At 56.2% G+C, this 13,578-nt stretch carries 18 protein-coding genes and 1 other RNA gene; 9 read left to right on the plus strand and 10 right to left on the minus strand.

The genetic code is table 11. From position 1 onward, the window contains the following. Window positions 1–6: 6 nt before the first annotated feature. The 4 genes from PH7735_RS08410 to rnd all read left to right on the plus strand — a co-directional run bounded on the left by PH7735_RS08410 (window position 7) and on the right by rnd (window position 3,392). Window positions 7–519, plus strand: a complete 513-nt coding sequence (locus PH7735_RS08410; RefSeq protein ID WP_058310804.1) for a peptidylprolyl isomerase — start codon at window positions 7–9, stop codon at window positions 517–519. Then, window positions 512–1,060: a peptidylprolyl isomerase gene (locus PH7735_RS08415; RefSeq protein WP_058311209.1), complete on the plus strand. Its 549-nt coding sequence runs from the start codon at window positions 512–514 to the stop codon at window positions 1,058–1,060. Before PH7735_RS08410 ends, PH7735_RS08415 begins: the two co-directional genes overlap by 8 nt. A gap of 93 nt (window positions 1,061–1,153) precedes the next feature. Continuing rightward, window positions 1,154–2,125, plus strand: coding sequence for a DUF3179 domain-containing protein (locus tag PH7735_RS08420; protein WP_058310805.1), 972 nt, complete (start codon window positions 1,154–1,156; stop codon window positions 2,123–2,125). Between the two features lie 106 nt (window positions 2,126–2,231). Then, window positions 2,232–3,392, plus strand: a complete 1,161-nt coding sequence (gene rnd, locus PH7735_RS08425) for a ribonuclease D (protein WP_058310806.1) — start codon at window positions 2,232–2,234, stop codon at window positions 3,390–3,392. A gap of 19 nt (window positions 3,393–3,411) precedes the next feature. Here the strand turns inward: rnd and PH7735_RS08430 are convergent, their stop codons facing one another. Beyond that, window positions 3,412–3,945 carry a hypothetical protein gene (locus PH7735_RS08430; protein ID WP_150823576.1) on the minus strand — a complete coding sequence of 178 codons (534 nt, stop codon included), beginning with the start codon at window positions 3,943–3,945 and terminating at the stop codon, window positions 3,412–3,414. A gap of 87 nt (window positions 3,946–4,032) precedes the next feature. Here PH7735_RS08430 and PH7735_RS08435 point away from each other — a divergent pair, with 87 nt between their 5' ends. Beyond that, window positions 4,033–4,446, plus strand: coding sequence for a SufE family protein (locus tag PH7735_RS08435; protein ID WP_058310808.1), 414 nt, complete (start codon window positions 4,033–4,035; stop codon window positions 4,444–4,446). A 28-nt stretch (window positions 4,447–4,474) separates the two neighbouring features. Here PH7735_RS08435 and PH7735_RS08440 read toward each other — a convergent pair whose 3' ends face one another. From PH7735_RS08440 to PH7735_RS08475, 9 genes are all read right to left on the minus strand, one after another. After that, window positions 4,475–4,702: a ribbon-helix-helix domain-containing protein gene (locus PH7735_RS08440; protein WP_058310809.1), complete on the minus strand. Its 228-nt coding sequence runs from the start codon at window positions 4,700–4,702 to the stop codon at window positions 4,475–4,477. Then, complete coding sequence (locus tag PH7735_RS08445; protein WP_058310810.1) at window positions 4,699–4,878, minus strand: DUF4169 family protein; 180 nt, start codon at window positions 4,876–4,878, stop codon at window positions 4,699–4,701. Before PH7735_RS08445 ends, PH7735_RS08440 begins: the two co-directional genes overlap by 4 nt. After that, window positions 4,878–6,272, minus strand: a complete 1,395-nt coding sequence (fumC, locus tag PH7735_RS08450; protein ID WP_058310811.1) for a class II fumarate hydratase — start codon at window positions 6,270–6,272, stop codon at window positions 4,878–4,880. Before fumC ends, PH7735_RS08445 begins: the two co-directional genes overlap by 1 nt. Window positions 6,273–6,389: 117 nt before the next feature. Continuing rightward, on the minus strand, window positions 6,390–6,863 hold the full coding sequence (locus PH7735_RS08455) for an SspB family protein (protein WP_058311210.1): 474 nt from the start codon (window positions 6,861–6,863) through the stop codon (window positions 6,390–6,392). An 83-nt stretch (window positions 6,864–6,946) separates the two neighbouring features. Further along, entirely contained in the window at window positions 6,947–8,194 is a 1,248-nt protein-coding gene (gene chrA, locus PH7735_RS08460; RefSeq protein WP_058310812.1) for a chromate efflux transporter, read from the minus strand. Window positions 8,195–8,260: 66 nt separating this feature from the next. Next, the gene (locus PH7735_RS08465; RefSeq protein ID WP_058310813.1) at window positions 8,261–8,686 is read right to left on the minus strand and encodes an ester cyclase; all 426 of its coding nucleotides are present in this window, start codon (window positions 8,684–8,686) and stop codon (window positions 8,261–8,263) included. Window positions 8,687–8,765: 79 nt separating this feature from the next. After that, window positions 8,766–9,118, minus strand: a transfer-messenger RNA (tmRNA) gene (gene ssrA, locus PH7735_RS20320). A 53-nt stretch (window positions 9,119–9,171) separates the two neighbouring features. Beyond that, on the minus strand, window positions 9,172–9,666 hold the full coding sequence (locus tag PH7735_RS08470; RefSeq protein ID WP_058310814.1) for a P-loop nucleotide/nucleoside kinase family protein: 495 nt from the start codon (window positions 9,664–9,666) through the stop codon (window positions 9,172–9,174). Beyond that, complete coding sequence (locus tag PH7735_RS08475) at window positions 9,663–10,415, minus strand: FadR/GntR family transcriptional regulator (RefSeq protein WP_058310815.1); 753 nt, start codon at window positions 10,413–10,415, stop codon at window positions 9,663–9,665. Before PH7735_RS08475 ends, PH7735_RS08470 begins: the two co-directional genes overlap by 4 nt. 104 nt (window positions 10,416–10,519) lie before the next feature. On the opposite strand from PH7735_RS08475, the gene PH7735_RS08480 reads away from it, so the two are divergent. The 4 genes from PH7735_RS08480 to PH7735_RS08495 are packed head-to-tail and all read left to right on the plus strand — an operon-like array spanning window position 10,520 to window position 13,532. Continuing rightward, window positions 10,520–11,266: a DUF2182 domain-containing protein gene (locus PH7735_RS08480; protein WP_058310816.1), complete on the plus strand. Its 747-nt coding sequence runs from the start codon at window positions 10,520–10,522 to the stop codon at window positions 11,264–11,266. 15 nt (window positions 11,267–11,281) lie between these two features. Next, entirely contained in the window at window positions 11,282–11,911 is a 630-nt protein-coding gene (locus PH7735_RS08485; RefSeq protein ID WP_058310817.1) for a DUF1326 domain-containing protein, read from the plus strand. A gap of 11 nt (window positions 11,912–11,922) precedes the next feature. Further along, on the plus strand, window positions 11,923–12,438 hold the full coding sequence (locus PH7735_RS08490; RefSeq protein ID WP_058310818.1) for a DinB family protein: 516 nt from the start codon (window positions 11,923–11,925) through the stop codon (window positions 12,436–12,438). Beyond that, window positions 12,429–13,532, plus strand: a complete 1,104-nt coding sequence (locus tag PH7735_RS08495; RefSeq protein WP_058310819.1) for a dimethylsulfoniopropionate demethylase — start codon at window positions 12,429–12,431, stop codon at window positions 13,530–13,532. The genes PH7735_RS08490 and PH7735_RS08495 overlap by 10 nt, the downstream gene beginning before the upstream one ends. The last annotated feature ends 46 nt before the right edge of the window (window positions 13,533–13,578 follow it).

Here is a 13,578-nt window from a genome sequence, read left to right on the forward strand (position 1 = left end):
GGCCCTATGGCCGAGATCAAAGATCCCGAAAACACCATCCTGATGGAGCTTAAAGATGGCACCGTCGTAATCGAACTGTTGCCTGATGTGGCACCCGGTCACAGCGAGCGCATGAAAGAACTGGCGCGCGCCGGCCACTATGACAACGTGTGCTTTCACCGTGTGATCGCGGGCTTCATGGCGCAGACGGGCGACGTCGCCAACGGCAACATGGAAAAAGACTTTAACCTGCGCAGCGCAGGCACCGGCGGTTCCGACCTGCCGAACCTCAAAGCGGAATTCTCGAAGTTGCCCCACGACCGCGGCACCTTGGGCGCGGCACGTTCGGCCAACCCCGACAGCGCCAACTCGCAGTTCTTCATCAACTTCAAGGACAACCACTTCCTGAACGGTCAATACACCGTTTATGGCCGTGTGATCGAAGGCATGGAGCACGTTGACGCGATTGCTTTGGGCGAACCTCCTGCGAACCCCGATCGCATGGTCAGCGTGAAAGTGGCTGCTGATGTCGATGCTTAAGCTTGCAGCAGCGTTTTCGCTGATGGCCGCGCCAGCCCTGGCAACCGGCCTCGAAGTTCAGATCGAAGGCGAAGGGGCCAACGGCACCGTCGTGATTGATCTGTTCGAAGATGTCGCGCCAAAGCACGTTGAGCAAATCACCGCGCTGGCCAGCGAAGGCAAATACGATGATGTGGTGTTTCACCGTGTGATCGACCGCTTCATGGCCCAGACCGGTGACGTGGAATTCGGCAAGATGGGCGGCGATCTTCGCATGGCAGGTCGTGGCGGGTCTTTGCGCTCGGATCTTCCTGCGGAATTTTCCGACATGAACTTTGATCGCGGGATCGTTGGCATGGCACGGTCGCAAGACCCGAACTCGGCCAACTCGCAATTCTTCATCATGTTCGACGAAGGCAGCTTCCTGAATGGCCAGTATACGGTTGTTGGCAAGGTGACGTCAGGCATGGACGTGGTCGATGCGATCAAACGCGGCGAAGGCCGCAACGGTGCCGTCATTGGCCAGCCTGATCGCATGACAAAGGTCACTGTGACCGACTGATCGGTCTCACCACTTGTCACAGAGACGTGAGGGGGGCTATGCGGCCCCCCTTTTTTTGCGCGATGATCAGGGTCAGCCTTCGGGAGAGCACCAATGCGCCATTTCAGATTGATCCTCGCCGCCGTGATATCCGTGACCTCTTCGGCGGTCATGGCCGATCCGATGTTCTGGAAACATGAATGGCCAGATACGGATTTCAGCACCACGTCTGTTGATAACTGGGTAGAAATCCTTTCCGGGGGTCCACCCAAAGACGGCATTCCGGCGCTCAGCGATCCGCAGTTTATACGTGCCTCACAGGAAACCCGCATTGAAGGCACCGAACCTGTGGTCACGGTCGAGATGCCGGGTGCAGAGCCGCGCGCCTATCCGCTGCGGTATCTGACTTGGCATGAAATTGTGAACGACACTGTTGGGGGCGTGCCGATTGCCGTCACTTTTTGTCCGCTTTGCAATTCTGCGATGACGTTTGACCGCCGCGTAAAGGGGCAGACCCTGACATTGGGAGTGTCGGGCAAGCTGCGCAATTCCGATATGATCATGTACGACCGCGAAACCCAAAGCTGGTGGCAACAGGCGATCGGCGAAGCGATTGTTGGCGATCTGACGGGCACGGCTTTGACCGCACTGCCCACATGGCTTGAAAGTTGGGACCAGTTCCGCGCGCGCCATCCAGAGGGGTTGGTCATGGCGGAACCTGCCTATAATCGTCGATACGGCCAAAACCCCTATCGCAGCTATGACAGTTCGCATCGCCCGTTTCTCTATAGTGGCGAGTTGCCGCCGCATGGTGTGCCGGCGTTGGCGCGGGTTGTGCGTGTCGATAACCGTGCCTGGCCACTCGAGCGGCTGCGCAAAACGCCCAATATTACCGAAGCGGGGCTGACGCTGCGTTGGAAACCGGGGCAGGCGTCTGCTCTCGACAGTACGGTGATCGGACAGGGCCGTGATGTCGGCTCGATCCGGGTGCAGGACGGGCAGGGGCGCGATTTGCCTCATGACGTAATGTTTGCATTCGCCTTTCATGCATTCTGGCCCGAAGGTGTCTGGATGATGGGCAAATGAGGACAACTCTGGCGGTTGACGTACCGGCAATTTGCAATTCTGCCGTTTTGCCCGTAAGCGTGGTTCTAGCGGGACGCTGAATAAAAACGACAGAAGAAAATCCCATATGAAAACTGTAAATACCACCGAAGAGCTTGCGCGGTTTTGCGAATTGGCACGCACCAAACCCTATGTGACGATTGATACCGAATTCCTGCGCGAGCGAACCTATTTCTCCAAGTTGTGTCTGATCCAGATGGCCATTCCCGATCATGAAGATGGCGACGACGCGGTGTTGGTTGATCCTCTGGTGGATGGGCTGTCTCTGGAACCGATGTATGAGCTGTTTCGCGACACCAGTGTCGTCAAGGTTTTCCATGCGGCCCGACAGGATCTGGAAATCTTTTTTGTCGAAGCAGGCGTCTTTCCCGATCCGTTGTTCGACACACAGGTCGCAGCGATGGTTTGCGGGTTCGGCGATCAGGTTGGCTATGAAACGCTTGTGCGCAAGATCGCCAAGCAGGCCCTTGATAAATCAAGCCGTTTTACAGATTGGTCGCGACGTCCCCTGACCGAAGCTCAGCAGAAATACGCCATTGGGGACGTGACCCATTTGCGCCGGATTTACGAATTTCTGGCTGCAAAGCTGGCTGAAAACGGGCGCGAACACTGGGTTCAGGAAGAGCTTCAGATCCTGACAAATCCCGCCACCTATACCATCAAACCCTCAGAAGCGTGGCAACGGGTGAAAACCCGCACGACCACACCAAAGTTTCTTGCCATGGTGCGTGAACTGGCGCGTTTCCGCGAAGGCTATGCCCAAAGCCGGAATGTGCCACGCAACCGCGTTTTCAAAGATGATGCGCTGATCGAACTTGCGTCGACAAAACCGAAATCCCTTCAGGATCTTGGCCGGTCGCGTCTGTTGCTGCGCGAAGCCCGCAAAGGCGAAGTCGCAGAAGGCATTCTTGCCGCGATCGAGGCCGGGCAGAACTGTGCGCCCGAAGATTTGCCGCGCCCCGACAAGAGCCGCGAAAAACTTCAGGTGAACCCTGCGCTGGCGGATTTGTTGCGGGTGCTTCTCAAGGCCAAGACAGAAACGTCTGGTGTCGCGTCAAAGCTGATTGCGAGTGCGGCTGACCTTGATGCGATTGCGGCCGGTCAAAGAGACCTTGCCGCGCTCAAAGGCTGGCGCAACGAGGTGTTTGGCGCGGACGCCCTGCGTCTGTGCCAAGGCGAAATTGCGCTTGTTGCCAAAGGCAATTCCGTCGGAACCGTCAAAATCTAAAGAGTGCTGCGCGCGCCGTTTAGCGGCGCGCTTGCAATGCGTTCTGGTGGGCGGTGACTTTGATCGTGCGCACGCCTTCGAGCTGTTGATCCGTCAAAGAATGGGCCACGATCAGGGTGCGTGACGACTCGGCGCCGATCCCGATGGGATTTTGCGGGTGAATTCCAAGGAATTCATATGTCAGCACACCATCAACAGCTTCGCCTTCGTTCAAGGGGCGAAGTTTCAGGGCAAAAACACCCTGACGGTCGGCAACACCTGTCGCGCGAATGATTGCGCCGCCCGCAACACGTTCAATTTTCAGCTCGGTCACGCGGGTGATCGGCACACCGGGATAGACTTCCTCTGGGCGAGCAATAGCGCTTTTCTCAGGCAAAAGCGGGTTGGGTGGTGCCGCATTCGGGTCGACCTCGACCTCTTCACCGTTTCCAAACCAGTTAACCGGATTGTAACGCGACTGGCAGGCACTCAACAGTGTTGCAGATACCAGCAGAAGCAGGACTGTTTTGCGCATTGGCTCGACCTCGTTCTCTTTGGTCTCTGGGTAACGCATTGCGACGCGCTTGAAAAGCGCCAAGGCAGGGCTGGACCTTTGCTGTTTCAGGGCCTAGTTGGTTTTCAACAACACACGGAGCGGATCATGGCCACGGAAAGCTTTGAAGAGATCGTCGAAGATTTCGAATTCATGGACGACTGGGAAGACCGGTATCGTCACGTGATTGACCTTGGCAAGGGGATGGAGCCCCTTGAAGATGCCCTGAAGGTGCCCGCAACCAAGGTTGACGGCTGTGCCTCGCAGGTGTGGCTGCACCCCAAGATCGAAGACGGTGTTTTCTCCTTTGAAGGCGACAGCGACGCCATGATCGTGCGGGGGCTGATTGCGGTGCTGCGTGCGCTTTACAGCGGTTTGCCGGTCGCGGATGTGATCAAGGTGGATGCCCGCGCCGAAATGGAACGCCTCGGGATGAACGAACACCTGTCGTCGCAACGCTCGAACGGGCTGCGTGCCATGATTGAACGGATCCGGCTTGTTGCAGCCGAGGCCGCCAGCTAGGGACCGCACCCGAAACTGGTGCGCGGGTCTATTTGCCAGACAACGATTTGTAGTGCTGCAAAACATAGAGACGAATGGCGGTCGCAAGACCTGTTTCCATATCTCTTTTTGCGTCAATATCGGCGGCTAATGCGTTGATTGCTGTTGATTTTTCGGCGGCGATGTCGCGAAAGGCTTGCCAGAATTCATCTTCCAGAGATACGCTTGTGCGGTGGCCCCGCAATGTCAGCGAGCGTTTGATAGGGCGCGCGTTCATGTGTCGTCACGCTTGTGGCTGTCAATATGCGACGCGGCTTTGTCTGCTTCGTTCTGTTCGCGGTTTTTCTCGGCCTTGGTCCGGCCAAACCTAACAGCGTTTTCGTCAGCGCGGGCCTTTTTGTCAGCCCGCGCTTTTTGTTTCCGGAACCGGTTCAGATTGACCGGCTCAGCCATTAGTCCTTGGGACCGATCATTTGCTCGGGACGCACAACCGCATCAAAGGTGTCCGAGTCCACAAAACCAAGCGCGATGGCCTCTTCCTTGAGGGTCGTGCCGTTTTTATGCGCGGTTTTGGCAACCTTGGTCGCGTTGTCGTAACCGATGGTGGGCGCAAGCGCCGTGACAAGCATCAGGGATTCTTTCATCAGCTTGTCGATACGCGGTTCGTTCGCCTTGATGCCCAGCAACATACGCTCGGTAAAGCTGTCTGCGACGTCGCCGATCAGCTGAATCGACTGAAGCAGGTTGTAAGACATCATCGGGTTGTAAACGTTCAACTCGAAATGGCCTTGTGAACCGGCGAATGTCATGGCGGCGTTGTTGCCCATGACATGTGCAGCGACCTGCGTCATGGCCTCGGCCTGCGTCGGGTTCACTTTGCCCGGCATGATCGAAGAACCAGGCTCGTTTTCGGGCAGGATCAATTCACCAAGGCCAGAGCGTGGGCCGGACCCGAGGAAACGGATGTCGTTGGCGATTTTATACATCGCACCGGCAACCGTCGCCAAAGCGCCGGACATAAACACCATGGCGTCGTGGGCGGCAAGAGCTTCGAACTTGTTCGGGGCAGTGACGAAGGGCAGACCGGTGATCTCTGCCATGTTGGCCGCGACGGTTTCGCCCCAGCCTTTTTTGGTGTTCAACCCTGTACCAACCGCGGTGCCACCTTGGGCCAGCTCGTAAATACCGGGCAGGGCGGCCTCAACACGTGCCATGCCCTGACGGATCTGGTGGGCATAACCCGAGAATTCCTGACCCAATGTCAAAGGCGTCGCATCCTGTGTGTGCGTCCGGCCAATTTTGATGATGTCTTTGAACTCTTCCGACTTCTGCTCGAGACCTTCAGCCAGTTTGTTCAGACCGGGCATGAGAACATCACGAACACTCATCGCGGTTGCAATATGCATGGCCGTCGGGAAGGTGTCGTTTGAAGATTGACCCATGTTGCAGTGGTCATTGGGGTGAACCGGATCTTTTGATCCGATCACGCCGCCCAGAATTTCAATCGCACGGTTGGCGATCACTTCGTTCGAGTTCATGTTCGACTGGGTACCGGACCCTGTCTGCCAAACCACCAGAGGGAAGTTGTCGTCGAATTTGCCCGCGACCACTTCGCTCGCGGCCTCGATCACCGCATCAGCGATCTTGGCATCCATATCGCCCGAGGCTTTGTTGGCCATGGCACAGGCCTGTTTGATCACACCCAAGGCGCGCACGATGGCGACGGGCTGTTTTTCCCAGCCGATTGGGAAGTTCATGATCGAACGCTGGGTCTGTGCGCCCCAATATTTCTCAGACGGGACTTCAAGAGGGCCGAAGCTGTCTGTTTCGGTGCGGGTGTTGGTCATCGGTTGTGCTCCGTAACTGTGTCTCGTCGTGTCATAGACAAATCAGCGAAAAACTCAATGCTGTATACCGTTGGATACAATGATCCAGCGGCGGCATAATGGCTCAGGTGGCAAGATTTACTTGCGGAAACTGTCGAGACTCACGACGTCCGCCTCTTTGCGGTCGTCTTCTTCGACTTCGATCGAGACGATTTCTTCATCGTCGTCATCATCCAGATCGATCTCGTCCAGCTCGTCTTCTTGTGTTTCGAAACGCAGGCCGAATTCTACGGATGGATCAACAAAGGTCTTGATCGCGTCATAGGGAATATAAAGGGGCTCTGGCGCATCGCCAAAGTTGAGCGTGACCGAAAAGCCTTCGTCCGTGACATGAAGGTTTTCATACCAATGCTGCATAACAACCGTCATTTCACCGGGATAGCGGTCCACCAGCCAGTCGGCGATTTTTACCTCGGGATGGTTGGTGTCGAAGGTGATAAAGAAGTGGTGTTCACCGGGAAGGCCGTTGGCTTCAACATCGTTCAGCACCTCCTGAATCAGGCTGCGCATGGCACGGTGCATCAGGTTTCCATAATCGATGGTACGCGGCATGGGATCACCTTTGGCGTTGTTTTTCCCCACCATAATAGATTCGGCGCGAAACAAAAGAGACCCAACGAAAAAACAGACAGGAATTAGACCAGACTTATCAAAGAACTGGCAACGGCCATCAACGCGAGTGTCAAAAGCAACGGCACCCGTTTCCAAAGCAACAACACGCAAGCCAGGATCGCCAATCCGGCGGGGATGATTTGAAAGCTCTCTGGCGTGGGCCATGCCCCCCAGGCGGTGGACTGCACGTCGGCAAACAGCAGATGCAACGTGAACCAAAGGCTCAGGTTTGCAATCACGCCGAGAACTGCCGCGGAAATCATCTGTAACGCGCCCGTCAAACGTGGTTGCGACAAAAGATAGTCAACATAAGGCGCGCCGGCGAAAATCCATAGAAAACAAGGAGTAAATGTGCACCACAATGTCATAAGGCCCGCAACAACGGCCAGGGAAACACCACCGGCCTGATATCCGGCGAGGTGTCCCGTGAACTGGGTGACAAGGATCAGAGGCCCCGGCGTTGTTTCCGCCAACCCCAAGGCATCCATCATCTGTGGTGTTGAAACCCACTGATACTCGGACACGACCGCCTGAACCATATAGGCCAGAACCGCATAGGCCCCGCCAAAGGTCACCACGGCAAGCTTTGAGAAAAACAACGACAACGTCACAAGAAACTGCGCGTCCAACAACCAGAGAACTGCAATCGGAGAGAGCCAGATCACCAGCCATGTGGCGATGGTTTGCAAGGTGGATCGAAGTGCCACTTTTTGAGGCACAGCTGCCTCGGTGTCCGTGTCAGCCCCTGCAAGGGCGCCCACAATTCCGGCCAATAAGATGACCGCAGGAAAGGGAGCGAGCCCTGAATACAAGGTCACAAAAGCAATTGCCGCCACGATCCAGTTCAAACGCGCGCTCAGGACTTTGCCCGACAGGCGCACAAGCGCCTGAATGATGATGGCAACAACCGTGGCCTGCACGCCAAGAAAGGCCGCAGCAACAAGAGGCACATCGCCATAAGAGAGATAGAGCGCCGCCAAGGCGGCGATGATGAAGGCCCCCGGAATGAAGAACAGACCACCACCGATCAACCCACCCACGGTACCGCGCAGTTTCCATCCGGTGTAGGTGGCCAGTTGCATCGCCTCGGGACCGGGCAGCAACATGCAAAAAGAAAGCGCGCCCAGAAATTCCTTTTCTTTGAGCCAACTGCGTTCTTCAACCAGTTCTCGGTGCATCAGGCCGATCTGTGCGGCAGGTCCACCAAAAGACAAAAGGCCGATGCGTCCAAAAACGCGTATCAGGTCGGAAAGGGAAGGGTGCAGAGACATGGCCAACAGGCATCACACTCGCTTGATTCCCGCAAGCGTCAATTCATAGGGGAAACCAAGGACCCGCTAGGCGATCTTCTGACCCGTCAAACAAAGTGCCAGACATTGTTCCGGCAGCAGGCCGATTTGTTCGAAAAAGCTCATGAAATCGAAGCTGTTGTAGGTTTCGACCATCTTATCCCCATCAAAACGAGCAAAAAGCTGACCCGAGCCAATAACCGGTTTGCCGGTCGCGGAATCGGTGACACGCATCGAATAAAGAGCAGAGGCCCAGTCGCCGTCCTCCATCACCTTGTCAAGAGACACACGGGGGTCTTCGACCATGTCGAGAAACATCGGGACAAGTTCCCGAAAGTCATCAGGCCCAACCTGCATTTCCGGCAGCAATCCCGCGGCCTGTGTGTCCGGACTAAACAATTCATCGATCGCGTCGAGATCGCCACTTTCCCAGACACGTTGATACCATTGGGTAAGAATCTCACGTTTTTCCATTTTTCGCCCGCCTTTTGAACAATTCGCGCAAACCAATCGTTAAGTCGCAGGCATGAGGAATTCGTTAATTTTTGGGGAAAGTGCAGGTTTCTGTTGCCAGGTACCTGCGAACCCCGCCTTAGGTCGCTAAACCCAAGGAGTTAGTTTCGGCGACATTAACAGCTTACGCTGCTACTGCCATTGCCGGAGCACGATTGTCATTTGCAATTGTACAAAATTCGCCGATAACGGTGGCAGACTGCCGAGACAAAGCAAACCCCTTTAGACGTTCGTCGATCCTATTTCGTCCCCATGACCCCCAAATGAAGGGTGTTTGGTGGAGACGCCGGGTACCGCCCCCGGGTCCGATCCGCTTATTACGAGCGCGTTTATGTCCATAGTCCCCGAAGAGACATCTGTTAGATAACCACTCGCGTCAGAGAAAAAAAGGGGCGACTTGCGCTTGCGGGCAAAAATTTCGCAAAATCTGACGCTTTCCCAAGGGGCTAGCGCGTGTAGTGCCGGATGTTGAATCCTTCGGCCTCGGTCGGGGCCAGAAAGTGTTTCATGATCTGGTCAAACTGCGTATCTGTCACCGAAAAAGGGTGGGTGCCCGCTGCGTTTCGGGCACGCACACGTTCCCGGCACACCTCGGTCGGCACATCGAGAAAATGCAGAATGTGGTCACATCTGGTATCTTTCAGGATATCATGCAGCCAGGCACGGCTTTCCAATGTGTTCGCGCCAAAATCAAGTACAACAGATGTTCCGGCATTCAGCAAACGGGCCGTGTGACCGGACATGACATTGCGCAGACGGCTGGAGAACCTCACATAGTCGGAGATCGTGTTCATTTCCGGCCCGAAAAGTTCGGACAGCCAAAGATCTTCGGCGATGACAACCGTGTTAGGTTCGGCTGATAACGTATTGGATAACGTGGATTTTCCCGCCGCAATCTTGCCAACAAGAATGTGCAGCATGGCCGGTGGTCGTGGTGTCATGATGTCGTGTCCGGTTTGGCGGCTCTGGCGTCCCGCGCGGCCATCGCTTCTTCACCCAGTTGCAGGGTATAGGCGGTCAGCTCCGCAAGGGCGGTATCGGCCAGCGCAGGTTCTTTTTCATCCAGAGCGTCGGCAATGCGGGTGTGCAATCCCACGATCATTTCGCGGTTTCGGGCGGTGAAGGTGATCATGTTCATCAGGGGTTGCATCGCTTCAACCGCACCGGCCAGCTGATAGGACAAGACCGGATTGTCTGCGCCATCCACCAGCGCACGGTGAAAGGCGACGTCGCTGTCACAAAAGCTTTCGTCAGAAAGCCCGGGTTGAGACTGACGGTGGATTTCGGCGCGCATCGTCGCGAGATGATCCGGCGTACGGCGCACGGCCGACAGGGGTGCACAGGCCCGTTCAAGCGCGTAGCGGGCTTCACAAGCGGTTTCAAAATCCACCGCATTCATCGACAACAAAAGCGTCGATGTCGTGATATGGTTGGCATAAGCGTCCTGATAGGACAGGCGGCGCACAAAGGCCCCGCCGGATGCACCGCGTTGGGTCCGGATCAGGTTCTGGGCCGCAAGCCGTTTCAGCGCCTCGCGCACGGTGGGGCGTGAAACGTCGAATTGTTCGGACAGTTCCGCCTCGGAGGGCAGGCGTGTGTCGACATCCATTTCCCCATTGATAATGGCGTCCCTGATGGATTTGGCGATTTGCGCAGAGAGATCCGCGCTGCTTTTTGGATCAATTTTCATATGTCTGACATTTATTGTTTGATCGAATTCTAAATGTCTGACAATTTAAACACAAGGATTGAGTCGTTGGAGAGAACACAGTGGTAGCGGCACGTATCAGAGCCATGACTGGATGGCATTGGATTGCCCTGTTCGGGAGCATTCTTTGCGCTTGGGTCGTGCTGTACCTGATGGCGTTGCCTGACGACCTGCGTCAGGCGGGCCTGATTTATGGCGCGGACTTCTGGACAACGCTTTGCACGGTCACACCGGATGCTGCGGGGTTCTTTCGGGTCTTGTTAATGTGGGTTTTGATGTCGGCAGCCATGATGGCGCCCACGGCGCTGCCTGCGTTTGCGACTTATGAAGACTTGGGTCAGGCCACGGAAGGGACGCGGTTCGGCGTCTTGGTTGGCGGATATCTCTTTGTGTGGCTCGGGTTTTCGGTCTGTGCCGCTTTGGTCCAGATGGGGCTGTTCCAGATGGAATTGATCTCGGCGTTTGGAGACAGCAGGTCCAACGCCTTGTCTGCGGCCTTGCTGCTTTTGGCGGGGGGATATCAGTTCTCGCCCGTGAAAGAAGCCTGCCTTAGCAAATGCCGCATGCCGTTGACGTTCTTCATGCAGCATTGGGACGAGGGACCGCTGAAAAACGGCATCCGCCTCGGGCTGGTGTGTTTGGGCTGTTGCTGGGCCCTGATGCTTTTGGCGTTCGTCGGAGGGGTCATGAACATCGCGTTCATGGGATTGGCGACCGTCATTATGGTGCTGGAAAAACTGCCACAAATTGGACGGTTCGTGACCAAGCCTTTGGGCGTTGTGCTGATCGCTTCGGGCATCTGGATCGGTGCCGGATCACTTGGAATTATTTAAATCGGAGGAAGAAAAATGGCGTTGGATGAAGTGGGCACAGTGCCCTGGACCATCAAAGGGGAATTAATCCTCAACTGTAACTGCACGGTCTTTTGCCCCTGCGTTGTCAGCTTGGGCAAGCACCCCCCCACAGAAGGCCACTGTCAGGCGTGGTCCGGAATTCGCATCGACGAAGGCCAGTACGGCGACGCAGACCTTTCGGGTTTGAACGTGGGTCTGTTCCTCGAGATTCCGGGCAACATGGGGCGCGGCAACTGGAAAGCGGCAGCGTTCATTGACGATCGCGCCTCGGAAGAGGCCTATGCCGGTCTGGTCAATATCTTCAGCGGTGCCGCACGCGGCTCAACTGGTTTGTTCGGCATGCTGGTAGGAGAGTTTCTTGGCGCCGAGCGCGAACAGGTCGTATTTGAAACCGAAGGCAACGAACGTCGCTTGATGGTTGGTAAAAAGATCCAGGGTGCGGTTGTGCCGGTAGAAGGCAAAGACGGAAAAGATATCGTGGTCACCAACACGGAATACTGGATGGGCCCCGATATTACGGTCGCGCAAGCCACCAAAGGACGTGTGCGTGCCTTTGGTCGTGTCTGGGATTTCGAAGGGCGTTCTGCCGAAATCTGCCAGATCGACTGGAAAGGTCCTCGATAAGGAACAGCTCAATGATTGATCCCGAATATTGTCAGATGATGGCGCGCTATAATGCGTGGCAGAATAATCAGATCAAGGCGGCCGCCGAGCGGCTGACCGAGGCCGATTTGCGCAAAGAGCGCGGTGCGTTTTTCGGATCGATCATGGGCACGCTGAACCACATACTGTGGGCCGACCTGCTCTGGATGGGGCGCTTTGATGGCGGAGCGCCCCCGAATGGGGGCGTGGCAGAAAGCGTCTCGGTGACACCGACACTGGCGGTTTGGGGGGCGGAGCGGTTCCGGACAGACGGGCGAATCCGTCAATGGGCTGACGGTCTTCTGGCGGTCAATCTTGTCGGGAACCTGACATACACTTCAGCGGTTTTGAAAAAGGACATCACGTTGCCAATGGCGCAATGCGCCGTTCATTTTTTCAATCACCAGACCCATCACCGCGGGCAAATCCATGCGATGCTGACAGCGGCGGGGCAAAACACGGGCGACACCGATCTGGTGTTTTTGCCTGAGGAAAAGCCATGGCTTTGATTTCTCTCTCACGTCGGTTGCGGCGCACTCCGTTTTCGGATGGTGTCGAGGCCGCAGGGGTGCGCGGATATACAGTGTATAACCGGATGCTTCTGCCAACGATGTTTAGATCTGTCGAAGAAGATTACCGTCACCTCAAGGAAGCGGTCCAGATTTGGGATGTTGCTGTCGAAAGACAGGTCGAGTTGCGCGGCCCGGATGCGGGGCGCCTGATGCAGATGCTGACACCGCGCGATCTGCGCAGCATGTTGCCCGGCCAGTGTTATTACGTGCCCATCGTGGACGAAACGGGCGGTATGCTGAATGATCCGGTGGCCGTAAAGCTGGCCGAGGACCGTTGGTGGATTTCGATTGCAGACAGCGATCTTCTGCTGTGGGTCAAGGGTGTGGCCTATGGATACCGGCTTGATGTGCTTGTCACCGAACCGGATGTTTCGCCGCTGGCCATTCAGGGGCCGAAATCTGACGAGCTGATGTCGCGCGTGTTCGGTGATCGTGTGCGTGACCTTCGGTTCTTCCGGTTTGGCTGGTTCGAATTCATGGGGCGTGATCTTGTTATCGCGCGGTCCGGGTATTCCAAACAGGGTGGCTTTGAAATCTATGTCGAAGGGTCCGACATCGGCATGCCTCTGTGGAATGCGCTGATCGAGGCGGGCAAAGATCTGGATGTCCATGCGGGATGCCCCAATCTGATCGAGCGGATCGAAGGGGGATTGCTGAGCTATGGCAACGACATGACAGAGGACAACACCCCTCATGAATGTGGTCTTGGCCGGTTCTGTAATACCAATACCGCGATTGGCTGTGTAGGCCGCGATGCGTTGTTGCGCGTGGCCAAGGAAGGCCCCGTCAAGCAAATCCGCCCCATTGAAATTCACGGATCGGCGGTGCCGCCCTGTGATCGCCTGTGGCCTGTCATGGACGGCGACCTTCACGTCGGCAACGTCAGCAGCGCGGCATGGTCGCCGGACTACAATACAAACGTGGCCATCGGCATGGTGCGCATGACCCACTGGAACACCGGCACCGAGCTGGATGTGATCACCCCGAACGGTGTTCAGCCCGCAACCGTCTACGAAGCCTTCTGGACCTGAACAGGGTCCACCGAAACAAAGCTGCGGACATGATGTCTGTAGGGAT

The sequence above is a fragment of the Shimia thalassica genome, assembly GCF_001458215.1.
Taxonomy (GTDB): domain Bacteria; phylum Pseudomonadota; class Alphaproteobacteria; order Rhodobacterales; family Rhodobacteraceae; genus Shimia; species Shimia thalassica.

Bases quoted from the DNA above. Each gene is read 5' to 3' on its own strand.
- PH7735_RS08445 (WP_058310810.1), bottom strand. From the start codon at position 4,878: ATGGCTGAGCCGGTCAATCTGAACCGGTTCCGGAAACAAAAAGCGCGG.
- PH7735_RS08435 (WP_058310808.1), top strand. From the start codon at position 4,033: ATGGCCACGGAAAGCTTTGAAGAGATCGTCGAAGATTTCGAATTCATG.
- PH7735_RS08415 (WP_058311209.1), top strand. From the start codon at position 512: ATGCTTAAGCTTGCAGCAGCGTTTTCGCTGATGGCCGCGCCAGCCCTG.
- PH7735_RS08465 (WP_058310813.1), bottom strand. From the start codon at position 8,686: ATGGAAAAACGTGAGATTCTTACCCAATGGTATCAACGTGTCTGGGAA.
- PH7735_RS08430 (WP_150823576.1), bottom strand. From the start codon at position 3,945: ATGCGTTACCCAGAGACCAAAGAGAACGAGGTCGAGCCAATGCGCAAA.
- PH7735_RS08455 (WP_058311210.1), bottom strand. From the start codon at position 6,863: ATGCCGCGTACCATCGATTATGGAAACCTGATGCACCGTGCCATGCGC.
- chrA (WP_058310812.1), bottom strand. From the start codon at position 8,194: ATGTCTCTGCACCCTTCCCTTTCCGACCTGATACGCGTTTTTGGACGC.
- PH7735_RS08490 (WP_058310818.1), top strand. From the start codon at position 11,923: ATGATTGATCCCGAATATTGTCAGATGATGGCGCGCTATAATGCGTGG.
- PH7735_RS08495 (WP_058310819.1), top strand. From the start codon at position 12,429: ATGGCTTTGATTTCTCTCTCACGTCGGTTGCGGCGCACTCCGTTTTCG.
- PH7735_RS08475 (WP_058310815.1), bottom strand. From the start codon at position 10,415: ATGAAAATTGATCCAAAAAGCAGCGCGGATCTCTCTGCGCAAATCGCC.
- PH7735_RS08420 (WP_058310805.1), top strand. From the start codon at position 1,154: ATGCGCCATTTCAGATTGATCCTCGCCGCCGTGATATCCGTGACCTCT.
- fumC (WP_058310811.1), bottom strand. From the start codon at position 6,272: ATGACCAACACCCGCACCGAAACAGACAGCTTCGGCCCTCTTGAAGTC.
- PH7735_RS08470 (WP_058310814.1), bottom strand. From the start codon at position 9,666: ATGACACCACGACCACCGGCCATGCTGCACATTCTTGTTGGCAAGATT.
- PH7735_RS08440 (WP_058310809.1), bottom strand. From the start codon at position 4,702: ATGAACGCGCGCCCTATCAAACGCTCGCTGACATTGCGGGGCCACCGC.
- rnd (WP_058310806.1), top strand. From the start codon at position 2,232: ATGAAAACTGTAAATACCACCGAAGAGCTTGCGCGGTTTTGCGAATTG.
- PH7735_RS08485 (WP_058310817.1), top strand. From the start codon at position 11,282: ATGGCGTTGGATGAAGTGGGCACAGTGCCCTGGACCATCAAAGGGGAA.
- PH7735_RS08480 (WP_058310816.1), top strand. From the start codon at position 10,520: ATGACTGGATGGCATTGGATTGCCCTGTTCGGGAGCATTCTTTGCGCT.
- PH7735_RS08410 (WP_058310804.1), top strand. From the start codon at position 7: ATGGCCGAGATCAAAGATCCCGAAAACACCATCCTGATGGAGCTTAAA.